A 17,818-nucleotide genomic window follows, 5' to 3' on the forward strand; every position below is an offset into this window, starting at 1 on the left:
CTCCCGCCACGACTTCCGGGCGTAATGCAGCGACGGTCCGTGGCCGCCGGGCGGCCGGCTCAAGGGCCTGGATCAGGGCCCTGCGCCGGGCCTTTGTCAGGTGCGGGCCCAGTCAGGTGCGGGCCACCGGGGCCGGTGCGGCCGGCGCCCTGCCGCGGTCATCCGGAATCATGGACCACATAGTGGCCATTCGTTCCGCCTCCTCCGGCACATGGTCGGGGTCCTCGAGCTCATAGCCGCGCAAGAGGTCGAAGATTTTCTCCGTCAGCTCGGTCCGCTGGGCCGGCGTCAAGTACAGCAGGTTGCTGGCCAGCACCACGGAGGAATCCGCGGGTTCGCCGCGCTGGCGCCGCTCCTCCCGGGTCTTGGCAAAGGCGTTGACGCGGCGGCGGAAGGCGTCCAGCTCAAGGTCCAGCACGGCGAATTCCGGGCTCGCCACTCCCCCGCCGGAGTTGATGGTGAAATCGGTCCCCGCGGCTTTCCAGCGGCGTTCCCGGGCATCGCCGGCGGTGGCTGCCGGAACCACTATTCCCCACTTCTGCAAGGCGCGCAGGTGGTAGCTCATGGCGCTCGGCGTGAGGCCGGTCTGCGCGGCGAGTTCGGTGGCAGTCCGGCTCACCTGGGTGGAGTACAGCTCGGAAATGACCTCCAGCCGGGCGGCGTGGGCCAGTGCCCGGATCGCCTTAGGATCAGTGATTTCCACCTTTTTTTCCGGACGCTGCCGGCGTTTGGCGGCTGGCGGATCCGGCGACTCCGCCATTGGGGTTTCTGCATTCACGGAACCAGTCTATCGAGCACCGCCAAACTATGAAAGAAATGCTTGACACATTATGCCGCTAAAGGGCTGCCGCAGCAGCCCCTGCGGCACCGGCGGCCGCCGCGGCGGTCGTTGCGGCGCCGGCCGCCGCCGAAGAGTCAGGCGGGCAGCAGGAAGCCGTCGCGGACCAGGTTCCCCGCGTCGCTGAGCAGCCCGCCGCGGAAGGACTCTGCGTCGAAGCCGTCGTATCCACCCAGCAGCGACTCGAGGGCACCGACAATCTGCCCGACGGACAGGTCGCCGTCACACGCTGAGACAAGGCCGGCCAGCTCGGTGCTCAGCAGGTTGGTGCGGCGCAGGCCGGCACCCTGGCGCAGCAGGATGACGCCGGGGTGTTCGGCGCCGGGGCGCTGGTGCCGTTCCTCGGTGACGTCGTCGGCGACCAGGAGGTGCGCTTCCGCCAGCTCGTGGGCGGCCAGCCAGTCGGCGCGTTCGACGGCGGCGCCCAGATGCGGTCCGACGGGCTGTTCGATCGGGTACGTGATCTCCTCGAAGCGGGAGATCACCGGCTTGGAGCCTTCCGCCGGACGGCGCAGCCAGATCATCCCGAACCCGATGGCCTCGACACTCCGGGAGGCAAAGTCGTCCAGGTACGCCGCATAGGAGTCCTGGTAGAGCCGCCGGTCGCGGGCCTCGGAGGCGTCCTGCAGCCAGGTCTCGGCGTACTGTTCGGGCCCCACCTGTTCGCGCTGGATGAACCACACATCGGCGTCCGGGCTGGCCCAACTCTGCGGCCGGCCGGCCCAGGGCGTCCCCGCGGGGATCTCCCAGTTGCCCAGGAGCTGGGCTGTTCCGCCGGGTGCGAGAACCGAGGGCAGCGCCCGGACGAGCGAGGCGACGATGTCGTCGCCGGGGAGGCCGCCGTCGCGGTAGGTGAACAGGTCCGCGGCGGCCTCCCCGGTGCTGCGGGGCGTGATGACGAACGGCGGGTTGGAGACCACGAGCTCGAATTTGTCGTCGGCGACCGGTTCGAGCAGCGAACCCAGCCGCAGGCTCACCCGGCTGTGAAGCTCCGCCGGGACCAGGTGCAGAGCCTCGGCGTTAAGCAGCAGATTAAAGCGGGTGAAGGCCAGGGCGCGTTCGGAAATGTCGGTGGCGGTCACGTGATCCGCGTGGTGCAGCAGGTGGAAGGTCTGGATGCCGCAGCCCGTGCCGAGATCCAGGGCCCGGGCCACATGCCGGCGGACCGTGACCTGCACCAGGGTGGTGGAGGCCTGGCCGATCCCCAGCACGTGGTCGTGGCGGAGCACGCCCGGGCGCTGGTGGGCTGCGAGGTCGCTGGCGACCCAGAGGTCCGCCCCGCCGCTGCCATCGGTGTCAGTCGCGGCTGCGCCGCCCCACCCATAGGGCCTAAGGTCCGCCTTCGCCTGGACCAGGCCCCCGGCGGACGGCTCCACGAGGCCCAGCTCCAGCAGGCCTTCCGCGCGGGTGCCGGGCAGGGCGGCGTCGAGCGTCTCCGCCCGCTGCGGCTCGGCCAGCAGCCACAGGCGTACGACGGCGGCAAGCGCCGCCGTCGTCGGCTCCCCGTGAGCGGCACGCTCGGTGACGATGAGCGCGGGGATGAGCTGGTCCCGGCTCAGTGCGGAATGCGCGGCCTCGCCGAGCAGATCCGCTACTCCGTCGACGGTGTAGCCGATGGTCCGCAAGTCAGAGGCAAGCGCCCCGAGCAGTCCGGGAAGGTCGCTGCGGGGAGCGTCGGGGGTGTTGCCGGCAGTGAAATGCGTTGAGTCAGTCACCGGACAAGTTTAGTCGCGCCGCGCAGGCCTTCCGGCTAGAGGTGCTTCCCCGCGTAGATCCGCAGGGCGTCGCGGACGAAGGCCGCCCCGGCCTCGCCGTAGTTCGCTGCGAAGCGGGGATCCGCCACGTACATCTCGCCGAGGCCGGCCACGTAGCCCTTGAGGTCGCTGCTACTGCCTGTGGCGGGAGCCGCCGCGGGTGTCCCCGGAATGCCGGTGAGCCACTCCACATGGCGCCGGGCCAGGTCCTGGGCCTCCGGGCTGTCCGCCGCGACGCCCGCCTCCGCCGCCGCGGTCCAGTCGCTCCCCAACTGGGCCGAGCGCCGCTTCCACGCGTCCTTCTCGGCCGTGCCCATGCCGCGCCACCAGGCGTCTGACGTGGCATACGCTTCCTGGCCCCAGCGCTCCTCCACCTCCTCCTTGTACTGGGTGTGGTCAAAGCCGTCGAACATCTGTTCTGCCATGATCTCTCCTCCTTCTTTCACTGCTTCAATGGTTTGCTGGACCGAGGCGATCTGCCGGGCCAGCCTGTCCTGTTCCTGCCGGAGCCACTCCAGGTGGCGGCCCAGGGCCCTTTCCGCATCCGCCTCGTGGCCGATAACCTCGGCGACCGCAGCCAGCCCGAGTCCGAGCTCGCGCAGGAGCAGGATGCGCTGCAGCCGCACGAGGGCGCCGCGATCGTAGTACCGGTAGCCGTTGCCGCCGGTGCGGCTGGGCTTGAGCAGCCCGACGTCGTCGTAGTGGCGCAGCGTCCGGCTCGTGGTGCCGGCGAGCTTCGCGATCTGTTGCACGGACCAGTCCATGTGGCGGCCCTCCTCCCGGATCTTTTCAGCCTGTGACCCGACTCTAAAGCTTGACGTTACGTCAAGGTCAAGGGGGTACGGCCGGCGGCCGGAACGGCGGCCCCACGGCGACGGTGCTCCCGGGGGACATCGTTCCTCCCCGTGCAGAAACGGCCCCGGGAGGAACCGGCCCCGGGAGGAACCGGCCCCCGGCAGCGGCCCGTCGTACCATGGAGACATGCAGATACAGCAGCGATTTATCAGCCCTCGGCCGCTTTCCGGCCGCACGGGCTACGTGACGCGCGCATAACTGCAGCCGCCGGGGTCCGTCCGGCGCAGTGGCTGAGGGTGAGTTCCCGCTTCCAGCCCTGACCCTAAGGACCCCATCATGAAGAAATACCTGACCACTGCCGAGTTGCATTCCGCCCTGGAACTCCGCGACCTCAGCGATCCCGCCGCCGGCCCCCACGCCCTGCAGCTGCTGCTGGACGAGGTGACGGGAGGCCTCGAGCGGCTCTGGCATGTTGAGACCTCGACGCACCGGCTCAGCCCCCTCGTCGCGACGGCCGACAACTACGACCGGCTGGGCTACTCCCCCGACGACGTGACGAGGGACTCGCGCTACTCGCGGCACGTGAGCCCCACGGTGATGCTGCGCAGCCATACTTCCGCCGGCATGCCGGCACTGCTGGACTCGCTTCGCGGCGAACTCGGCCACTACGACCGGCTGCACGTCCTGCCCGGGCTGGTGTACCGGCGGGACTCGATCGACCGCACCCATGTGGGCGCCCCGCACCAGGTGGACCTCTGGCGGCTCAAGGCGCGCGGCCTCCTCGGTCCGGCCGAACTGCACAGGATGATGGCCGCCCTGGTGGAGGCCGTGCTGCCGCCCTCCCGGTACCCGGACGTGCAGTGGCGGGCCACCCCGGCGAACCACAGCTACACGGACGGCGGCCAGCAGCTGGATGTGCTCCTCACCCAGCCTGACGGCAGCCGGGAGTGGCTGGAGCTGGCCGAGTGCGGACTCGTGGGGTCGCGGATCCTGCGCGGCTCCGGGCTGAACCCCGGACGCTGGGCCGGGCTCGCCCTTGGCCTGGGGCTGGACCGCGCGGTGATGTTGCGCAAGGGCATCACCGACATCCGGCTCCTGCGCTCGGCTAACCCCGACGTCCGGGCGCAGATGCTGGATCTGCACCCTTACCGCCCGGTCTCTGCCCTGCCCGAGGTCCGGCGCGATCTTTCCCTCGTCCTCGGAACAGCGCAAGACGCCGACATCGAGCTGCTGGGCGACCTGGCCCGCACCGCCCTCGGAACGGAGGCCGAGGTGCTCGCCGCCCTGGAGATCAAGGCGGTGACACCGGCGGACAAGCTGCCGGCCGCGGCGGTCGAACGCCTTCGGATGGCGCCGGAGCAGGTGAACGTGCTCCTCCGCCTGGTGCTGCAGCCGCTGGACCGGACGCTGACGGATGAGGAGGCGAACCGCCTGCGCGACAGGGTGTACCTCGCATTGCACCGGGGGGAAGTGCTCGAACTGATTGCGGGCTAGGGCAGGCAGCGGCGTCCTAAGTAGAAACGGCGGACGCCCCTGCGCCGGGCCCGAGCCAGCGTCCGCACGCGGTAAGTTGGAGGAATGCCTTTCCGTACCGTCCGACTCCCCGGCTACCTGATGCTGCGGCGGCGATTCGCCGGCGCGGCCGCCGGCGCGGCCGTCGTACTCGCCGCCTCAGCATGCTCACCCGCAGGTTCCATCGAATCCGCCGATGTACCGGCGTGGAAAGCCACCGCCCTGCCCTCGGCCAGCGGGATAGTTCTGGAGGACGCGGGCAAGATCCTCGACCGGAATCCGATCGTCAAGACCGCCACAGGAGTCCCGGCCGGCAGCTACACCCTGACCGTCGGCTGCGACGGCGGAGGCAAGGCCTTCTTCGATGTCTCACTGGACGGACACCACCTCACCGAGGCGGGTGCGGCGTGCAACGGCAGCAGGGAGACGGCTCGGATCAAGGTGCAGGCGGCAGGTACTGTGCAGATCAGGACGGCCAGCGTGGACGCCCCGCTGATCTATGCCTACCAGCTGACGCGCGCCGCGTAGCAGCCATGCGTTCCCGGCCGCAGGCTCAGGGGCCTGCCTGCAACCGGGAACCCACGCGGCGTTTCTCTTGACTAGGCCGTTCGACTCTGGCCAATTCGTTCCGCCGCCCCTAAAGTCAGGGCATGCCTGTGCCGGGAACTGTGCCGGGAAAAAGGATGCCGCGGTCGCGTACCACGGCATCCGCCGTCGTGGTCTCCCTTGCGCTGCTGGGGGGGGTGCTGAGCGGCTGCGCCTACGAGTATGACGACGGCCTGTCAAATGATGACGCGGCTTTGCCCTCCGCGCCGGCCTTCACGGATGCTGCGCTGCCTCAGGATCCCGGCCTGAACCAGCCCGTGTCCGGGGCGGAACTTGATGCCTGGGTCAGGCAAGTGCTGCCCGATGCCGAGGGCCAGGTCTTCCATTCGGGCTACGGAACGCTGGAAACCGACGAAGAGCGGAAAGAGACCACCACCCAGCTGCCGAAGGGCACCTACGCGCTGACCCTCGCCTGCCGGAGTACCCGCCGCGTGTCCTTTTCCATCGACAATGGAGAGAACGAACTGGTGGACCTGAGCCTCCGGTGCGGGACCTCGAGGGTAAACGTGGTGTATCTGGCCGCGGACGCGGTGCTAGACGTGAAGGTGGACGCGAATGCGCCGGCGAACTTTGCGTACCGCGTCAGCCGCATCTGAGCACAGCCTGAACCGACGATGACCCCGGGGGCGACGCCTCAGGCGGCGCAGCCTTCGGGGCAGCGAAGCGTCTCCGGGCTGGCGGCGCAGCCAGCGCAGTACAGGGTGAGGGTGCGGCACGCCGGGTTCGAGCAGTTCTCGAATTTGCTGGTCGGGGCCGAGCAGCGTACGCACTCGCCGATCGTTTTTGCGTCCTCGCTGAATTCGACGTGCATGCGCTTGTCGAACACGTAGAGCGAACCTTCCCAGAGGCCCTGGTCCCGGAATGTCTCGCCGTAGCGGACGATCCCGCCGTCGAGCTGGTAGACCTCTTTGAAGCCGCGGTTCACCATCAGGCTGGAGAGCACTTCGCACCGGACGCCGCCGGTGCAGTAGGTGACGACCGGCTTGTCCTTGAGCGCGTCGTATTTTCCGGAGTCGAGTTCCTTGATGAAGTCGTGGGTGGTGGCGACGTCGGGGACGATCGCGTCCTTGAACTTGCCGATCTGGGCCTCGAAGCCGTTGCGGCCGTCGAAGAACACGACCTCGTCGCCTGCGGCTTTCTTGGCCTCCACAAGCTCGTGGAGTTCGGCGGGCTGGAGGTGCGTGCCGCCGCCTACGACGCCGCTGGCGTCCACCTTGAGCTCGCCGGGCGCACCGAAGGACACGATCTCGTCCCGCACCCTGACGCTCAGCCGCGGGAAGTCTGCGGCGCCGCCGTCGGACCATTTCACGTCGATGCCGTGGAAGCCCTGGTATTCGCGGGTGGTCTTCACATACTGCTTGACCGCCGGCAGCTCGCCGCCGACCGTCGCATTGATGCCGTCCTTGGAGATGATGATGCGGCCCGTCAGCCCGAGTTTCTCGCACAGGGCGCGCTGCCAGAGCCGGACGGCGTCCGGGTCCGGCAGAGGGGTAAAGCCGTAAAAGAGCACAATTCGGTTCAAAGCCACGTGTTAAAGCGTACTGGAGGGGCCGAACGGCGGGGACACGCGGTGCCTTCCGGTGGCGGGCGGGGCTGGCCGGCGGGCCCGGCGTCGCGGCGGGGCTGGCCCGCGGTCCGGTCACAATTTCGTACGCAAGGAGGGTTCCCGGGCCCGGCCACTGTTGCTTGTGGCGGGGCTGGAATACGCTCATCTCATGAGTCTGGACGCCATGGTTGAAGACACCACCCACCTGCTGGAAATCTGGGTGGCCGGCTGGGCCGGTTGTCGCGAGTATGAGACGCGCAGGGAGGGCCGGTTCCCGGCGGCCTTGCGTGCGGACACAACCCGCGAGTGGGAGTATTTCGCCCACGATCCCTCGGACTCGGAGTTCGCGCAGCTGGCCGCCAGGACGGCCGAAGTCCCGGCCCGGATCCTCACCATCTTCACCAATGACGTGGCTCGCTACACCGCGTTGGCGCCGACCCGCGGGCTCAACGTCACGTCGGCTTCCCAGACGATGATGATCGTGGACATGGAGACCCAGGACTCCGAGGACCCCTGGCTTTCCGACGACGACCTCAAGCTTGCGACCTCCCAGACCGGCCGGGTCCACCATGCCGTGGTCCGTGCCGGAGACGAAATTGCCGCCAGCGGGCGCGTCTTCGTCGTGGACCGCACGGCGATCTTCGACAAGATCGTCACCGAGCCGGGCTATCAGCGGCGCGGGCTAGGCAGCTTCATCATGAAAGCCCTGGCCGCCCAGGCATTCGAGCACGACGTCGAAACCGGGCTGCTGCTGGCCTCGCTGGACGGCCAGAAACTGTACTCCCACCTCGGCTGGAGCACCGTCTGCAATGTGCTGATGCTCTCGGCCTCGGACGAGGGCACGGACCTGTCGGTGGGCTGAATCCACCCCTGAGGCCGGGCCCGGGTGATTTGAGCCCGGGTGAAAGAATGGACGAGTGAACCCACATGAGTCCCTGATTCCGTTGCTGGGCCGAGGTCCGGACCCGGAGCAGCTCCGCCATGTGCGCACCATCCCCGCCCGCCAGGCTGTCAACGCACCGTGGCCGGAGTGGGCCCACCCCGAGCTCGTGACCGCCTACGGCTCCCTCGGCATCCACGAGCCGTACCGCCACCAGGTCCAGGCCGCCGAGCTGGCCCACGCCGGCGAGCACGTCGTGATCGCCACGGGAACTGCCTCCGGCAAGTCGCTGGCCTATCAGCTGCCGGCGCTCGACGCCATCCACCGGTCCGAGCTGCGCGTCCTCGCCGATCCGGGCAAGATCCACGACGACGGCGCCGTCACGCTCTACCTCTCCCCTACCAAGGCCCTGGCGGCCGACCAGCTGGCCGCCATCCGGGCACTGAAACTCCCCACCGTGCGGGCCGAAACCTACGACGGTGATACCGATCCGGCGTCGCGGCGCTGGATCCGGGACCACGCGAACTTCATCCTGGCCAATCCGGACATGCTGCACTTCGGGATCCTGCCCAACCACGCCTGGTGGGCCCGGTTCTTCCGCCGGCTGCGCTACGTGATCGTGGACGAGGCCCACAGCTACCGCGGTGTTTTCGGATCCCATGTGGCCAACCTGATGCGCCGGCTGCGCCGCATCTGCGCCTACTACAGCCCGGGCGGCTCACATCCGGGCCCCGTGTTCATCGCCGCTTCCGCCACCGCGTCGGAGCCGGGGACATCCTTCGGCCGGCTCATCGGTGCACCGGTCCGCGCGGTGTCCGAGGACTCCTCGCCGCATGGCTCCACCACCGTCGCGTTCTGGGAGCCGGCCCTGACCGAGCTCCGCGGCGAGAATGGCGCCAAGGAGCGCCGGACGGCGGTGGCGGAAACCGCGGACCTGCTGGCCAACCTGGTGTCCTCCCGGATCCGGACCATTGCGTTCATCAAGTCACGGCGCGGCGCCGAGACGATTGCGTCCATCACCAAGCGGCTCCTGGACGAGGTGGATCCCAGCCTGCCGCAGCGGGTCGCCGCCTACCGCTCGGGCTACCTCCCGGAGGAGCGGCGGGCCCTGGAGAAATCCCTGCGGTCCGGCGAACTTTTGGGAGTCTCCAGCACCTCTGCGCTGGAACTCGGCATCGACATCTCCGGGCTCGACGCGGTGCTCGTCGCCGGCTGGCCAGGCACCCGCGCGTCGTTGTTCCAGCAGATCGGCCGGGCCGGGCGCGCCGGTCAGGATGCCATCGCCGCCTTCGTGGCGAGCGACGACCCGCTGGATACCTACCTCGTGAATCATCCCGAGGCGATCTTCGACGTGTCGGTCGAAGCGACGGTCTTCGACCCCTCCAATCCCTATGTGTTGGGCCCGCACCTGTGCGCCGCCGCCGCCGAACTGCCGCTGGGCTATGCCGAAGTGGAGCTGTTTGGCGGCACCGCGGAAAAGCTGCTGGACCGGCTCGTGTCCCAGGGCTACCTGCGCAAACGTCCCGCCGGCTGGTTCTGGACCCACCCGCAGAGTGCGGCGGCAATGGTGAACCTGCGGGCCGACGGCGGCGGTCCGGTGAGCATCGTGGACGCCGACACCGGCTCCCTGCTGGGGACCATGGATTCGCCGCAGACGCACTACCAGGCCCACACCGGAGCCGTGTACGTCCACCAGGGCGACAGCTACGTGGTCGAGGACTTGAACGAGGACGATCACTGCGTGGTGGTGCGCCGGGCGAACCCGGACTACTACACCACCGCCCGGGACGTGACCCAGATCGAGGTGCTGGAGACGCAGCGCACCACCCAATGGGGCGACGTCGCGGTGCATTTCGGCGACGTGAAAGTGACAACGCAGGTGGTCTCCTTCCAGCGCAAGGCACTGATTTCGAATGAAATCCTCGGTGAAGAACCGCTTCAGCTGGGCGCCCGGGACCTGTTCACCAAAGCTGTCTGGTTTGTCATGGACAATCGGTCACTGACCGGTGCGGGACTGATCGAGGCGCAGTTCCCCGGGGCCCTGCATGCCGCCGAACACGCCGCGATCGGCCTGCTGCCACTGGTTGCCTCCAGCGACCGCTGGGACATCGGCGGGGTGTCGACTGCCATCCATGCAGACACCGGAGTGCCCACGATCTTCGTGTACGACGGGCACCCGGGCGGCGCGGGCTTCGCCGAACGTGGCTACGACAAGGCCAGGGTGTGGCTGTCCGCCACCCGCGACGCCATCAAGGCCTGCGAATGCGAGTCCGGCTGCCCGTCCTGCGTACAGTCGCCCAAATGCGGCAACAAGAACAACCCCCTGGAGAAGGACGCCGCCGTCACGCTCATCGATGTGCTGTTGAAGGACGCCACCGAGCGGATGGACGCCGGTCCGGTTGGTGGCCTGCACCCTGGCGACGGGCCGGCAGGCGACGGACGAGTGCCTAACGGCCGGCTGGGCGTCTCGGACCGGTCAGCGGCTCCGCTCCAGGCCTGACTCCGGCCCGTGGCAGGCCCTCCCCAAGGCGGCCCTGCCCGGCGGCGGCACGGTGGCCACCCGGCGGCCACACGGCGGCGGCACGGTGGCCACCCGGCCAAAGCGTGGACATGTCCGGTGCTGGCGCTGGCAGGTCAGCTGGTCTCGGCTACGGCCCGGTTCCTGGCGGTGGTGGACCGGCGCGGGCCAGCCCGGTGGCCGCCCCGAACACCGTGCCGGCGTTGAGCTCCGTCCGGACTTGAACCGTTTCGCCGGTCCCCTCCGAACAGCTGAGGACCCTTGCGTTGTTGCGCCGTGCGACCTCCGAAGCCACGGTGCACGGTTCGCCGGCAGTGATTCCCCGGACCGCATCCGCGGCTGCCAGCGCCGCGAGGTCGGCGGCAGCAGCGGCCCGGGACGCCATCACGGCCGACTGTGCAAGGAACAGGATCAAGACGATTGCCGTGATGAGGACCATCCCCAGTCCCAGGGCCAGGACCGTTCCTGAGCCGCGTTCCGGCTCATGCACCGGCACGGGGGCCGCGGGGCCAGTCCGGGGCGGCCTCACGCGTTCAGCCTCAGGGGCTGGTGACGATGGGCCGCGCCGACCCTGGCGAGGGCCGAGGCCGGGGACGACTCGCTCCGCGCCCAGGAGCGTGCGGAGAGAGTCCACGGGACAAGTGAACCGACGGAGCCGGGCACCCGGCCGGAAACCGTAACGCTGAGCCACCCGCCGTCGGACGTCACGGCTGACCCTGCTGACTCGCCGGCGAGCCGGCGGACGATTCCGTCGACGGCGGCAGCTCCTTCGCCCCGTGCCAAGGCCCGCGCACCTGCCCGGGCGGCTTCCTCGAAGCGGAGCTGTGTCACTCCTGCAGCTGATCCCGCCAGCAGCAGGGCCAGCAAGAGCATCACAGCGGGCAAGGCAACAGCAAATTCGGCCGTCACGGCGCCGTGACAGGAGCCTGCGCGCTGATCTCGCCGTTCCTGGAAGCGGCCGTTTGCCGGTGGCGAAGCAGCTCCCCGGGATCCCCGCGACTTCGCCCGGACGACTCGCTCGTGTGCCCCGTCGGCGACGGTACTTCCGGACTTCATGGCAACGCCAGGGCGGTGCGGATGAGGTTGAGCAAGAACCCCCGGACCTCGTCACTGCGCATGATGAAGACGAGTACCCCCGCAAATCCCACGGCGGCCAGCGTGGCGATGGCGTATACGCACTATCTGTCAAGTTACTTGCGTCGTAGACTGGCTGTATGACGAATGCCAGGGCACCACGCGCAGCTATTTACGCTCGCATCAGCCGCGACCAAAAGGGCGAAGGGCTGGGCGTCGAGCGCCAAGAGGCACTGTGTAGGGCACTAGCGGAAAAACTGGACGCCGATGTTGTCGGTGTGTACGAGGATAACGACATCAGCGCCTACTCAGGCCGTACCCGTCCGCGCTATGAGCAGATGCTCGCGGATATTCAGCAAGGGCAAATCGACATCGTGCTCTGCTACCACTCCGACCGGCTCATGAGGCGCACAAAAGAACTTGAACGGTACATCGACATCTGCCGGCCACGTAACGTGGTGACCCATCAAGTCACGGCGGGACTCCTGGATCTCTCAACCGCTACCGGGCTTGCGGTAGCTAAGACTGTCGCCGCATGGAATCAGCACGAATCTGACCACAAGGGCGAACGCATAGCTGCACAGAAGGCGCAGGCAGCTAAGAAGGGTCAGTACCTAGGCGGGCGCGTTCCGTTCGGTTGGATGAAAGAGGGCGCGACAGAGGACGCGCAAGGCAGAATGCGCGGCGGAACAGTCGTGATTGACCCCGAGGCGGCCGCACTGATCCGGGAGGGCACTGAGGCAATCATCGCTGGCAGGTCACTGGCGACTGTCACGAGGTCATGGGCGGACGCTGGAGCCACCAACAGCGGCGGGAAGCGCAGGAACACGACAGAGGTTAGGCGGACGCTTCTAAGGCTTCGCAACGCCGGTCTGACGACGTTTCACGGCGAGGTTGTGTCGGATAAGTGGCCGGCCATTGTTCCTCTGGTGGAGTTCCGTCAGTGCGAAGCGATCCTGACGGACGACAGCAGACCCAAGCAGTCCGAATCCAAGTTCAAATACCTACTCTCAGGCGTGGCGGAATGCTTTTGCGGCCGCACCATGACCGGTTTCGGCACCACCGTAAAACGCGCGTACCGCTGCAAGGTCCACCAGGAGGGCGGAAGGTTCACCCCGGGCCACGCGCACCGCGCCATGCAACCCCTGGATGACTTTGTGAAGGCCATGACGGCGGGATACCTACGCCGGCCCGACGTCGCCGAACGGATCCGCGGGGAAATTCAACGCCTTGAAGATGAGAGCCGCCCCGTTCAGCGCCAGGACATCGCGGAACTGATCGACCGTAAGCACTCCCTCGCCCGGATGTTCGCCCAAGGACTCATTACCGAATCGCAGCTTGTCGAGGGCTCCCGGGAGATTGAAGCGAAGCAGGCGCAGTATGTCCAACAGGGTGTGTCCAACGGCGTGCAACGCGGCCTAGCATCGGTTGTCCTGACCGGTGATCCGGGCGCCGCGTTCCTGTCCGCTGACGTGGAAGTGCAGCGGGAGATTATCCGCAGCCTGCTAACCGTGCGCCTCCACCCTACGGGCCCACACCGCGGCAGTTTCGACCCTTCCACGGTCAGTATCGACTGGCGCTAGACAGGACTTGCTAGGGGGCGGCTACTTAGGTAGCCGCCCTTTTTTGCGCCCGACATACTCAAGAGGATAACGACTTTATAACGCTTCTCGCTCACAAACTGGACGAATCGTGCGGAATAACCCGGCGTGCTTGCTGAGGCTGGGCGAAGCGTGCGGGATATCGATGAAATCGCTCCTGAACGGGGCAAAATGTGCGGGATATGAGCGAATGCGAGCAATGACAGAATCTCAGCCGTTACGCCGGCTCAGCGCATTGAGAATTCGCACGCTACGTTTGATTCAACAGCTCACCCGAGTATTGGAAAGGACGACCATGACGCAGGAAACAGCGCAGATGATTCACGGCAAATTGGCTGTTGCTAGCCGTAAGGACCGCAAAACGTCGCCGCAGCGCCTCGCGGAATTGAAGCGGGATCACACGGCAGCAAAGATCGCGGAATACGTAGAGCGGGAAGTTCGGAATGCCCCGCCTCTCACGCCAGAACAATTGGCCCGCATCAGCCGGGCCATGCGGGGAACCTCCGCAGCCTAACAGCAAACAGGCGCCACCAAGCACCCGGCAGTTTAGGGGAAGGGACAAGTCCTAGCCATGCCCACAGAAGCCCAGTATATGGACGCCGCCGTTAGGTGGAATGCAGCGACGAAGCAGGGCATGTCCATTTCGCGGATCCGCAAATTAATCCGGCGAAATGACCCGATTCTTGCCCGCGTCATTCAATATGCGGACCCGACCGGAGAAACAGCGACACAACGGGCCGACGCCGCAAAATCCAAGCGACGTTGACCAATTGCCGGCCGCAATTGAAACAGGCCAAATGACCGGTGGAACAGTCATAGCAGGATCAAAATCTACATAGAGGGGCCGAAATGGTGAGCCCAGAGCAGAAATTTTCACCTACAGAAACAACCGGCGACGTCACACCAAGGGCCCTTGTGACCGGCGTTCACGTCGTCGTAGTGGACACTCCGCAAGGCACATACCGACGCAGGGTCTACTTCAACCTTCCAGGCGCTCAGAGGGCCGCTGACAGGGCCATCATGGCCGGCCACGCCGCGCACATCATCCTGTGCCAACTGGTGCCCGTAGCGACGGGGACGGAGGCAAGGGCCGTTGGGAGCTAGAAACGTAGCACTAGCCTTCACACACTGGACATCGCTTGACGATCGATCTTTCAGGATCCTTTGCCGCATGGCTTTGGTGTCTATGGACAACGGGAATCCGCCTAAGTACTTTGCCGGCCGCGACGACCTCGCAGCAGCTCTAGGTAAGGGACTTCCGGATAAGCCCCTGGACGATGACGTGAGCGCCGCAGCAGAAGCCGCACGCAAAGCCAGGGCAAGCACCTATGAAGTCATCCGTAAGGCCGTAGCGAAGCTAGTGCAACAAGGCGTCGTGGTGTCCAGCGGAGACGCCAGGTTCCGCACCCGGGCCGAGTACTCGCTGTATCTCACGCCCGCCCACCTGCCCCAACAGATCGTTGCCCCAGTTGGCGATCTACCGCCCGCACAGGCCCAACAAATTGTTGCCCCTTTGCCCCAACAGATCGTTGCCCCATTGCCCCAACAGATTGTTGGTACTGCCCCAACAGATCGTTGCCCCCTAGGAGTACAGGAACAACCGGAGGAACAACTCTTAGGAAACGGCCCGACGTCCAAGGCAACTCTTGAAACCCAGATGGCCGACGACTTCGAAGTTTGGTACGCCATCTATCCCAAGCGCAAGGCAAGGGGAGCGGCCGAAGCCGCTTATGCCAAGGCCAGGAAGAACGGCGCAGGGATTGAAGAACTCAACGAAGGCGCCGAACGCTACGCCGCCGAGCGTAAAGGCAAGGAAGCGCAGTACACCAAGGCGCCGGCCACTTGGCTGAATCAAAAGTGCTGGGAGGACGAGCCCGAACCTCCCAAGCAGCAGCTAGGGCCATGGGATCCGGCCTACCACAAGCCCACCGTGCCCGGATGGTGCAACTAAACCGCCCACACCAACCAAGGACAGCATGAACGCCTACATATCGCCCAGCCAGTGTGACCTATGCGTTCCGGTAGTCACGCCGGACCACGGCACCAACACAACCGAAAGCAGCCACGAGCCCCACTGCATCAACCGGAAGGACCGCAGCAATGCCTAGGCGCTGGACAAACTCACGACTCAGCCGGACCGCAGAAGACGCAGTAACGGAACAGCGTCCGCGGTCCCTCGAAGCAATGGCAGAGGACTTAGTACGCCGCGGGCTCTGCTCACCAGCCATCCTCGATCACGCCCTACGAACCACGAACCTCACAGAAAGCTAAGGACATGGCAGTGCGGCCGTATGGTTTTGTGAGACAGCTTGTTAGGAGTCCTTTCTCGCATGACCGAACGTAAGAAGTACACGCAGCAGTACAAGGATGATGCCGTCGAGCTGGTGATCTCCTCGGGCCGGCCGATCGCTCAGGTATGCGTCGATATCGGCGTCAACGAGGGAACGCTGGGGAACTGGGTGCGGACGTACCGGGCGGATCATCCGGAGCGGTTCAGCGGGGAGGAAAAGGCGCCGGTGTCCTGGGATGAGCACCAGAAGGCGTTGGCCGAGATCGCCAAGCTGAAGCAGGAGAACGATTTCCTGGGAAAAGTCAGCGCCTTCTTTGCAGCGAAGCAACGGTAGAGGATTTCTACGAGTTCATCGAAGCTCAGAAGGCGAACCATCCGATTGCCTGGTTGTGCCGTGCCCTGAAGGTTTCCCGGGCCTCGTTCTACCGGTGGCGCAACCCCAAGGGCCCGTCCCCTCGGGCGGTGCGTCACCAGAAGCTGGTCACCGAGGTCACTGACCTGTTCAAGAAGGAAGAAGGCCGGGCCGGCAGGGACCAACTGGCCCTGATGCTCAACGCGAAGGGCGTGGCAGTATCCGCGCCCACGGTCGGGGCCATCATGCGTGAGCACGGTCTGCGGGCCGCCCGGACCCGGGCCTGGAAGAAGACCACCGAGCAGGATCCGCAGGCGAAGACCGCGCACATCCGCAACCACATGCTCGACGAAAACGGTCAACGCGATTTCACGTCCACGGTGCCCGGGACCCGCTTGTGCGGGGACATCACGTACCTGCGCACCGGCGAGGGATGGCTGTACCTGGCCACCGTGATCGATCTGTGCACCGGCATGGTCATTGGCTGGTCGATGGCCGGACACATGCGCGCCAGCCTGTGCACGGATGCCCTGGCCATGGCCCGCGATCACGGCCGCCTCGCTGCCGACGGAGCAGTCTTTCACTCCGACAGAGGCTCGCAGTACACCTCGTCCGAATTCCAAAAATGGTGTGGCGGGAACGGCGTCACCCAGTCCATGGGCGAGGTCGGCGTGTGCTGGGACAATGCCGTGGCCGAAAATTTCTTCTCGCACCTGAAGACGGAGATGTACCACCTCCACACCTTCGCCAGCAGGCTCGCGGCCAGGACCGCAGTCATGGACTACATCGAAGGCTGGTACAACCGCCGCAGGCCCAACCGCCGGGCCGGCGGCATACCACCGGCCAGAGCTCTCGCAAATCATCAGACCGCCGACCACGAACCCGTGGCCGCGTAACCCGAATCAACTACGAAACTGTCTCAAAAACTTGACGAACGCACAGACAGCCACATCATCGGCAAGACAGCGGCAGAGCTCAACGACCTAGCCCGCCGCGGCCTACTCGCGGCCTACATCGACGCCCCAGACAACTGGGAACCGCCCAGCAACACCCTGTACACCCGCGCCGACCTCGCCACCATGACGCCCGAACAGATCACAGAAGCCGACCGCCTGGGGCAACTTGCCAGGCTTTACGCCGAACCGGACACGGAAGGCACCAAGCCGGCCACAGCGCCAGCAAAGGACACGGGTATGCCCAGGCTGTACACCCGCGCTGACCTCGCCACCATGACACCCCACGAAATCGTGGAAGCCCACCGACTCGGACTCATCACCAATACCCAGGAGAACAACTAATGCGCTACTTCGCTTCATCCCTGCCGTCATCGTCCAGCCCGTCAGTCATGGTCCGCCAGCCAATGCCGCCGCGGGACTGGTTCGCCCGCTTCCCGGACGTCCTGGACAAGTACGACGCAATGGTCAGGCTCAACGCCGCCATCGTGGAGCACGCCGACTCCTCACGGATCGCCAGGCACAACGCCGAGAATGCCGACTTCGAATATGGCGAGTCGATCAAGGAGGCCCTACGCGCCGGCACCGACCCCAGCGCCGTAAGCAACAAGCGGGATAGCTACCTGCAGCAGGCTTCCGCGCACGAACGTCTAAGCCAGGAAGCGCAGACCAAGGCAACCGCACACGGTCACGTACTCGGGGAAGCACTCGCCGCCGTAGCCAAGGAAGTAGCCGCCGACGCGGAACAGCGGATCACCAACGCACTCGAAGAGGTAGAACGCATCGAGCGCACCAAGGCCAGCTACCTTGCCAGCATCGCCCACTCATGGCCCATCCGACTATCCATGTCCAGCCTGCACTACACAGGCGGGGAACTACACGCCCACTACCCAAGCGCACCACAGGACGCACGCGAAGAACTCAGCAACCTGAACGCTGAAGAAGCGCACATCGAAGACCGACGCGAACGAGACGCCGCAGCAGCACAGCGCCAAAGCGCATACCTCGGCGCCTAACAGCCTGACAGGCAGGGCGGACGCGGCAACCCACAAGGGACCGCGCCCGCCACGCACAACAGCACACAGGGTGGGGAGGACCC

16 protein-coding genes and 1 pseudogene are annotated in these 17,818 nt (G+C 66.3%); 10 read left to right on the forward strand and 7 right to left on the reverse strand.

From position 1 onward, the window contains the following. Window positions 1-112: 112 nt before the first annotated feature. The 3 genes from ACQCSU_RS08045 to ACQCSU_RS08055 all read right to left on the reverse strand — a co-directional run bounded on the left by ACQCSU_RS08045 (window position 113) and on the right by ACQCSU_RS08055 (window position 3,356). Window positions 113-703 (reverse strand): ArsR/SmtB family transcription factor, encoded by a 591-nt coding sequence (locus ACQCSU_RS08045; RefSeq protein WP_426979220.1) that lies wholly within the window; start codon window positions 701-703, stop codon window positions 113-115. Between the two features lie 212 nt (window positions 704-915). Next, window positions 916-2,553 carry a DUF7059 domain-containing protein gene (locus tag ACQCSU_RS08050; RefSeq protein ID WP_426979221.1) on the reverse strand — a complete coding sequence of 546 codons (1,638 nt, stop codon included), beginning with the start codon at window positions 2,551-2,553 and terminating at the stop codon, window positions 916-918. A 35-nt stretch (window positions 2,554-2,588) separates the two neighbouring features. Beyond that, window positions 2,589-3,356: a MerR family transcriptional regulator gene (locus tag ACQCSU_RS08055; RefSeq protein ID WP_426979222.1), complete on the reverse strand. Its 768-nt coding sequence runs from the start codon at window positions 3,354-3,356 to the stop codon at window positions 2,589-2,591. Window positions 3,357-3,723: 367 nt separating this feature from the next. Here ACQCSU_RS08055 and ACQCSU_RS08060 point away from each other — a divergent pair, with 367 nt between their 5' ends. The 3 genes from ACQCSU_RS08060 to ACQCSU_RS08070 all read left to right on the forward strand — a co-directional run bounded on the left by ACQCSU_RS08060 (window position 3,724) and on the right by ACQCSU_RS08070 (window position 6,101). After that, window positions 3,724-4,881: a hypothetical protein gene (locus tag ACQCSU_RS08060; RefSeq protein ID WP_426979223.1), complete on the forward strand. Its 1,158-nt coding sequence runs from the start codon at window positions 3,724-3,726 to the stop codon at window positions 4,879-4,881. Window positions 4,882-4,965: 84 nt separating this feature from the next. Further along, on the forward strand, window positions 4,966-5,427 hold the full coding sequence (locus ACQCSU_RS08065; RefSeq protein ID WP_426979224.1) for a hypothetical protein: 462 nt from the start codon (window positions 4,966-4,968) through the stop codon (window positions 5,425-5,427). A 155-nt stretch (window positions 5,428-5,582) separates the two neighbouring features. Then, window positions 5,583-6,101, forward strand: coding sequence for a DUF6023 family protein (locus ACQCSU_RS08070; RefSeq protein ID WP_426979225.1), 519 nt, complete (start codon window positions 5,583-5,585; stop codon window positions 6,099-6,101). Between the two features lie 38 nt (window positions 6,102-6,139). On the opposite strand, the gene ACQCSU_RS08075 is transcribed toward ACQCSU_RS08070, so the two are convergent. After that, on the reverse strand, window positions 6,140-7,033 hold the full coding sequence (locus ACQCSU_RS08075) for a rhodanese-related sulfurtransferase (RefSeq protein ID WP_426979226.1): 894 nt from the start codon (window positions 7,031-7,033) through the stop codon (window positions 6,140-6,142). A gap of 187 nt (window positions 7,034-7,220) precedes the next feature. Between ACQCSU_RS08075 and ACQCSU_RS08080 the strand changes: the two genes are divergently transcribed. Together ACQCSU_RS08080 and ACQCSU_RS08085 are read left to right on the forward strand one after the other, a co-directional pair. Continuing rightward, window positions 7,221-7,913: a GNAT family N-acetyltransferase gene (locus ACQCSU_RS08080; protein WP_426979227.1), complete on the forward strand. Its 693-nt coding sequence runs from the start codon at window positions 7,221-7,223 to the stop codon at window positions 7,911-7,913. Window positions 7,914-7,968: 55 nt separating this feature from the next. Continuing rightward, window positions 7,969-10,431 carry a DEAD/DEAH box helicase gene (locus ACQCSU_RS08085; protein ID WP_426979228.1) on the forward strand — a complete coding sequence of 821 codons (2,463 nt, stop codon included), beginning with the start codon at window positions 7,969-7,971 and terminating at the stop codon, window positions 10,429-10,431. A 148-nt stretch (window positions 10,432-10,579) separates the two neighbouring features. On the opposite strand, the gene ACQCSU_RS08090 is transcribed toward ACQCSU_RS08085, so the two are convergent. The 3 genes and pseudogenes from ACQCSU_RS08090 to ACQCSU_RS08100 form a co-directional block, all read right to left on the reverse strand. After that, complete coding sequence (locus tag ACQCSU_RS08090) at window positions 10,580-10,978, reverse strand: Rv3654c family TadE-like protein (protein ID WP_426979229.1); 399 nt, start codon at window positions 10,976-10,978, stop codon at window positions 10,580-10,582. Beyond that, entirely contained in the window at window positions 10,975-11,358 is a 384-nt protein-coding gene (locus tag ACQCSU_RS08095; protein ID WP_426979230.1) for a TadE family type IV pilus minor pilin, read from the reverse strand. The genes ACQCSU_RS08090 and ACQCSU_RS08095 overlap by 4 nt, the downstream gene beginning before the upstream one ends. 143 nt (window positions 11,359-11,501) lie before the next feature. Further along, window positions 11,502-11,621 (reverse strand): annotated as a pseudogene (locus ACQCSU_RS08100) (DUF4244 domain-containing protein); the annotation flags it as partial. Between the two features lie 42 nt (window positions 11,622-11,663). Here ACQCSU_RS08100 and ACQCSU_RS08105 point away from each other — a divergent pair. The 5 genes from ACQCSU_RS08105 to ACQCSU_RS08125 all read left to right on the forward strand — a co-directional run bounded on the left by ACQCSU_RS08105 (window position 11,664) and on the right by ACQCSU_RS08125 (window position 17,735). Next, window positions 11,664-13,106, forward strand: a complete 1,443-nt coding sequence (locus ACQCSU_RS08105) for a recombinase family protein (protein ID WP_426979231.1) — start codon at window positions 11,664-11,666, stop codon at window positions 13,104-13,106. A gap of 313 nt (window positions 13,107-13,419) precedes the next feature. After that, window positions 13,420-13,638, forward strand: a complete 219-nt coding sequence (locus ACQCSU_RS08110) for a hypothetical protein (RefSeq protein ID WP_426979232.1) — start codon at window positions 13,420-13,422, stop codon at window positions 13,636-13,638. 657 nt (window positions 13,639-14,295) lie between these two features. Then, entirely contained in the window at window positions 14,296-15,075 is a 780-nt protein-coding gene (locus ACQCSU_RS08115; protein WP_426979233.1) for a hypothetical protein, read from the forward strand. A gap of 379 nt (window positions 15,076-15,454) precedes the next feature. Next, window positions 15,455-16,662, forward strand: a protein-coding gene (locus tag ACQCSU_RS08120) for an IS3 family transposase (protein ID WP_426978473.1) whose coding sequence is annotated in 2 segments (ribosomal slippage) — window positions 15,455-15,710 and window positions 15,710-16,662 — 1,209 coding nt in all. Because the reading frame shifts where the segments join, the coding sequence is not laid out codon by codon here. A gap of 401 nt (window positions 16,663-17,063) precedes the next feature. Continuing rightward, complete coding sequence (locus ACQCSU_RS08125; RefSeq protein WP_426979234.1) at window positions 17,064-17,735, forward strand: hypothetical protein; 672 nt, start codon at window positions 17,064-17,066, stop codon at window positions 17,733-17,735. Window positions 17,736-17,818 lie beyond the last annotated feature (83 nt).

The sequence above is a fragment of the Pseudarthrobacter sp. O4 genome, from assembly GCF_050157025.1.
GTDB lineage: Bacteria > Actinomycetota > Actinomycetes > Actinomycetales > Micrococcaceae > Arthrobacter.

Excerpts from the sequence above, each read along its gene's own strand:
- ACQCSU_RS08125 (WP_426979234.1), top strand. The coding sequence starts at position 17,064 with ATGCGCTACTTCGCTTCATCCCTGCCGTCATCGTCCAGCCCGTCAGTC.
- ACQCSU_RS08115 (WP_426979233.1), top strand. The coding sequence starts at position 14,296 with ATGGCTTTGGTGTCTATGGACAACGGGAATCCGCCTAAGTACTTTGCC.
- ACQCSU_RS08065 (WP_426979224.1), top strand. The coding sequence starts at position 4,966 with ATGCCTTTCCGTACCGTCCGACTCCCCGGCTACCTGATGCTGCGGCGG.
- ACQCSU_RS08060 (WP_426979223.1), top strand. The coding sequence starts at position 3,724 with ATGAAGAAATACCTGACCACTGCCGAGTTGCATTCCGCCCTGGAACTC.
- ACQCSU_RS08105 (WP_426979231.1), top strand. The coding sequence starts at position 11,664 with ATGACGAATGCCAGGGCACCACGCGCAGCTATTTACGCTCGCATCAGC.
- ACQCSU_RS08055 (WP_426979222.1), bottom strand. The coding sequence starts at position 3,356 with ATGGACTGGTCCGTGCAACAGATCGCGAAGCTCGCCGGCACCACGAGC.
- ACQCSU_RS08070 (WP_426979225.1), top strand. The coding sequence starts at position 5,583 with ATGCCGCGGTCGCGTACCACGGCATCCGCCGTCGTGGTCTCCCTTGCG.
- ACQCSU_RS08080 (WP_426979227.1), top strand. The coding sequence starts at position 7,221 with ATGAGTCTGGACGCCATGGTTGAAGACACCACCCACCTGCTGGAAATC.
- ACQCSU_RS08110 (WP_426979232.1), top strand. The coding sequence starts at position 13,420 with ATGACGCAGGAAACAGCGCAGATGATTCACGGCAAATTGGCTGTTGCT.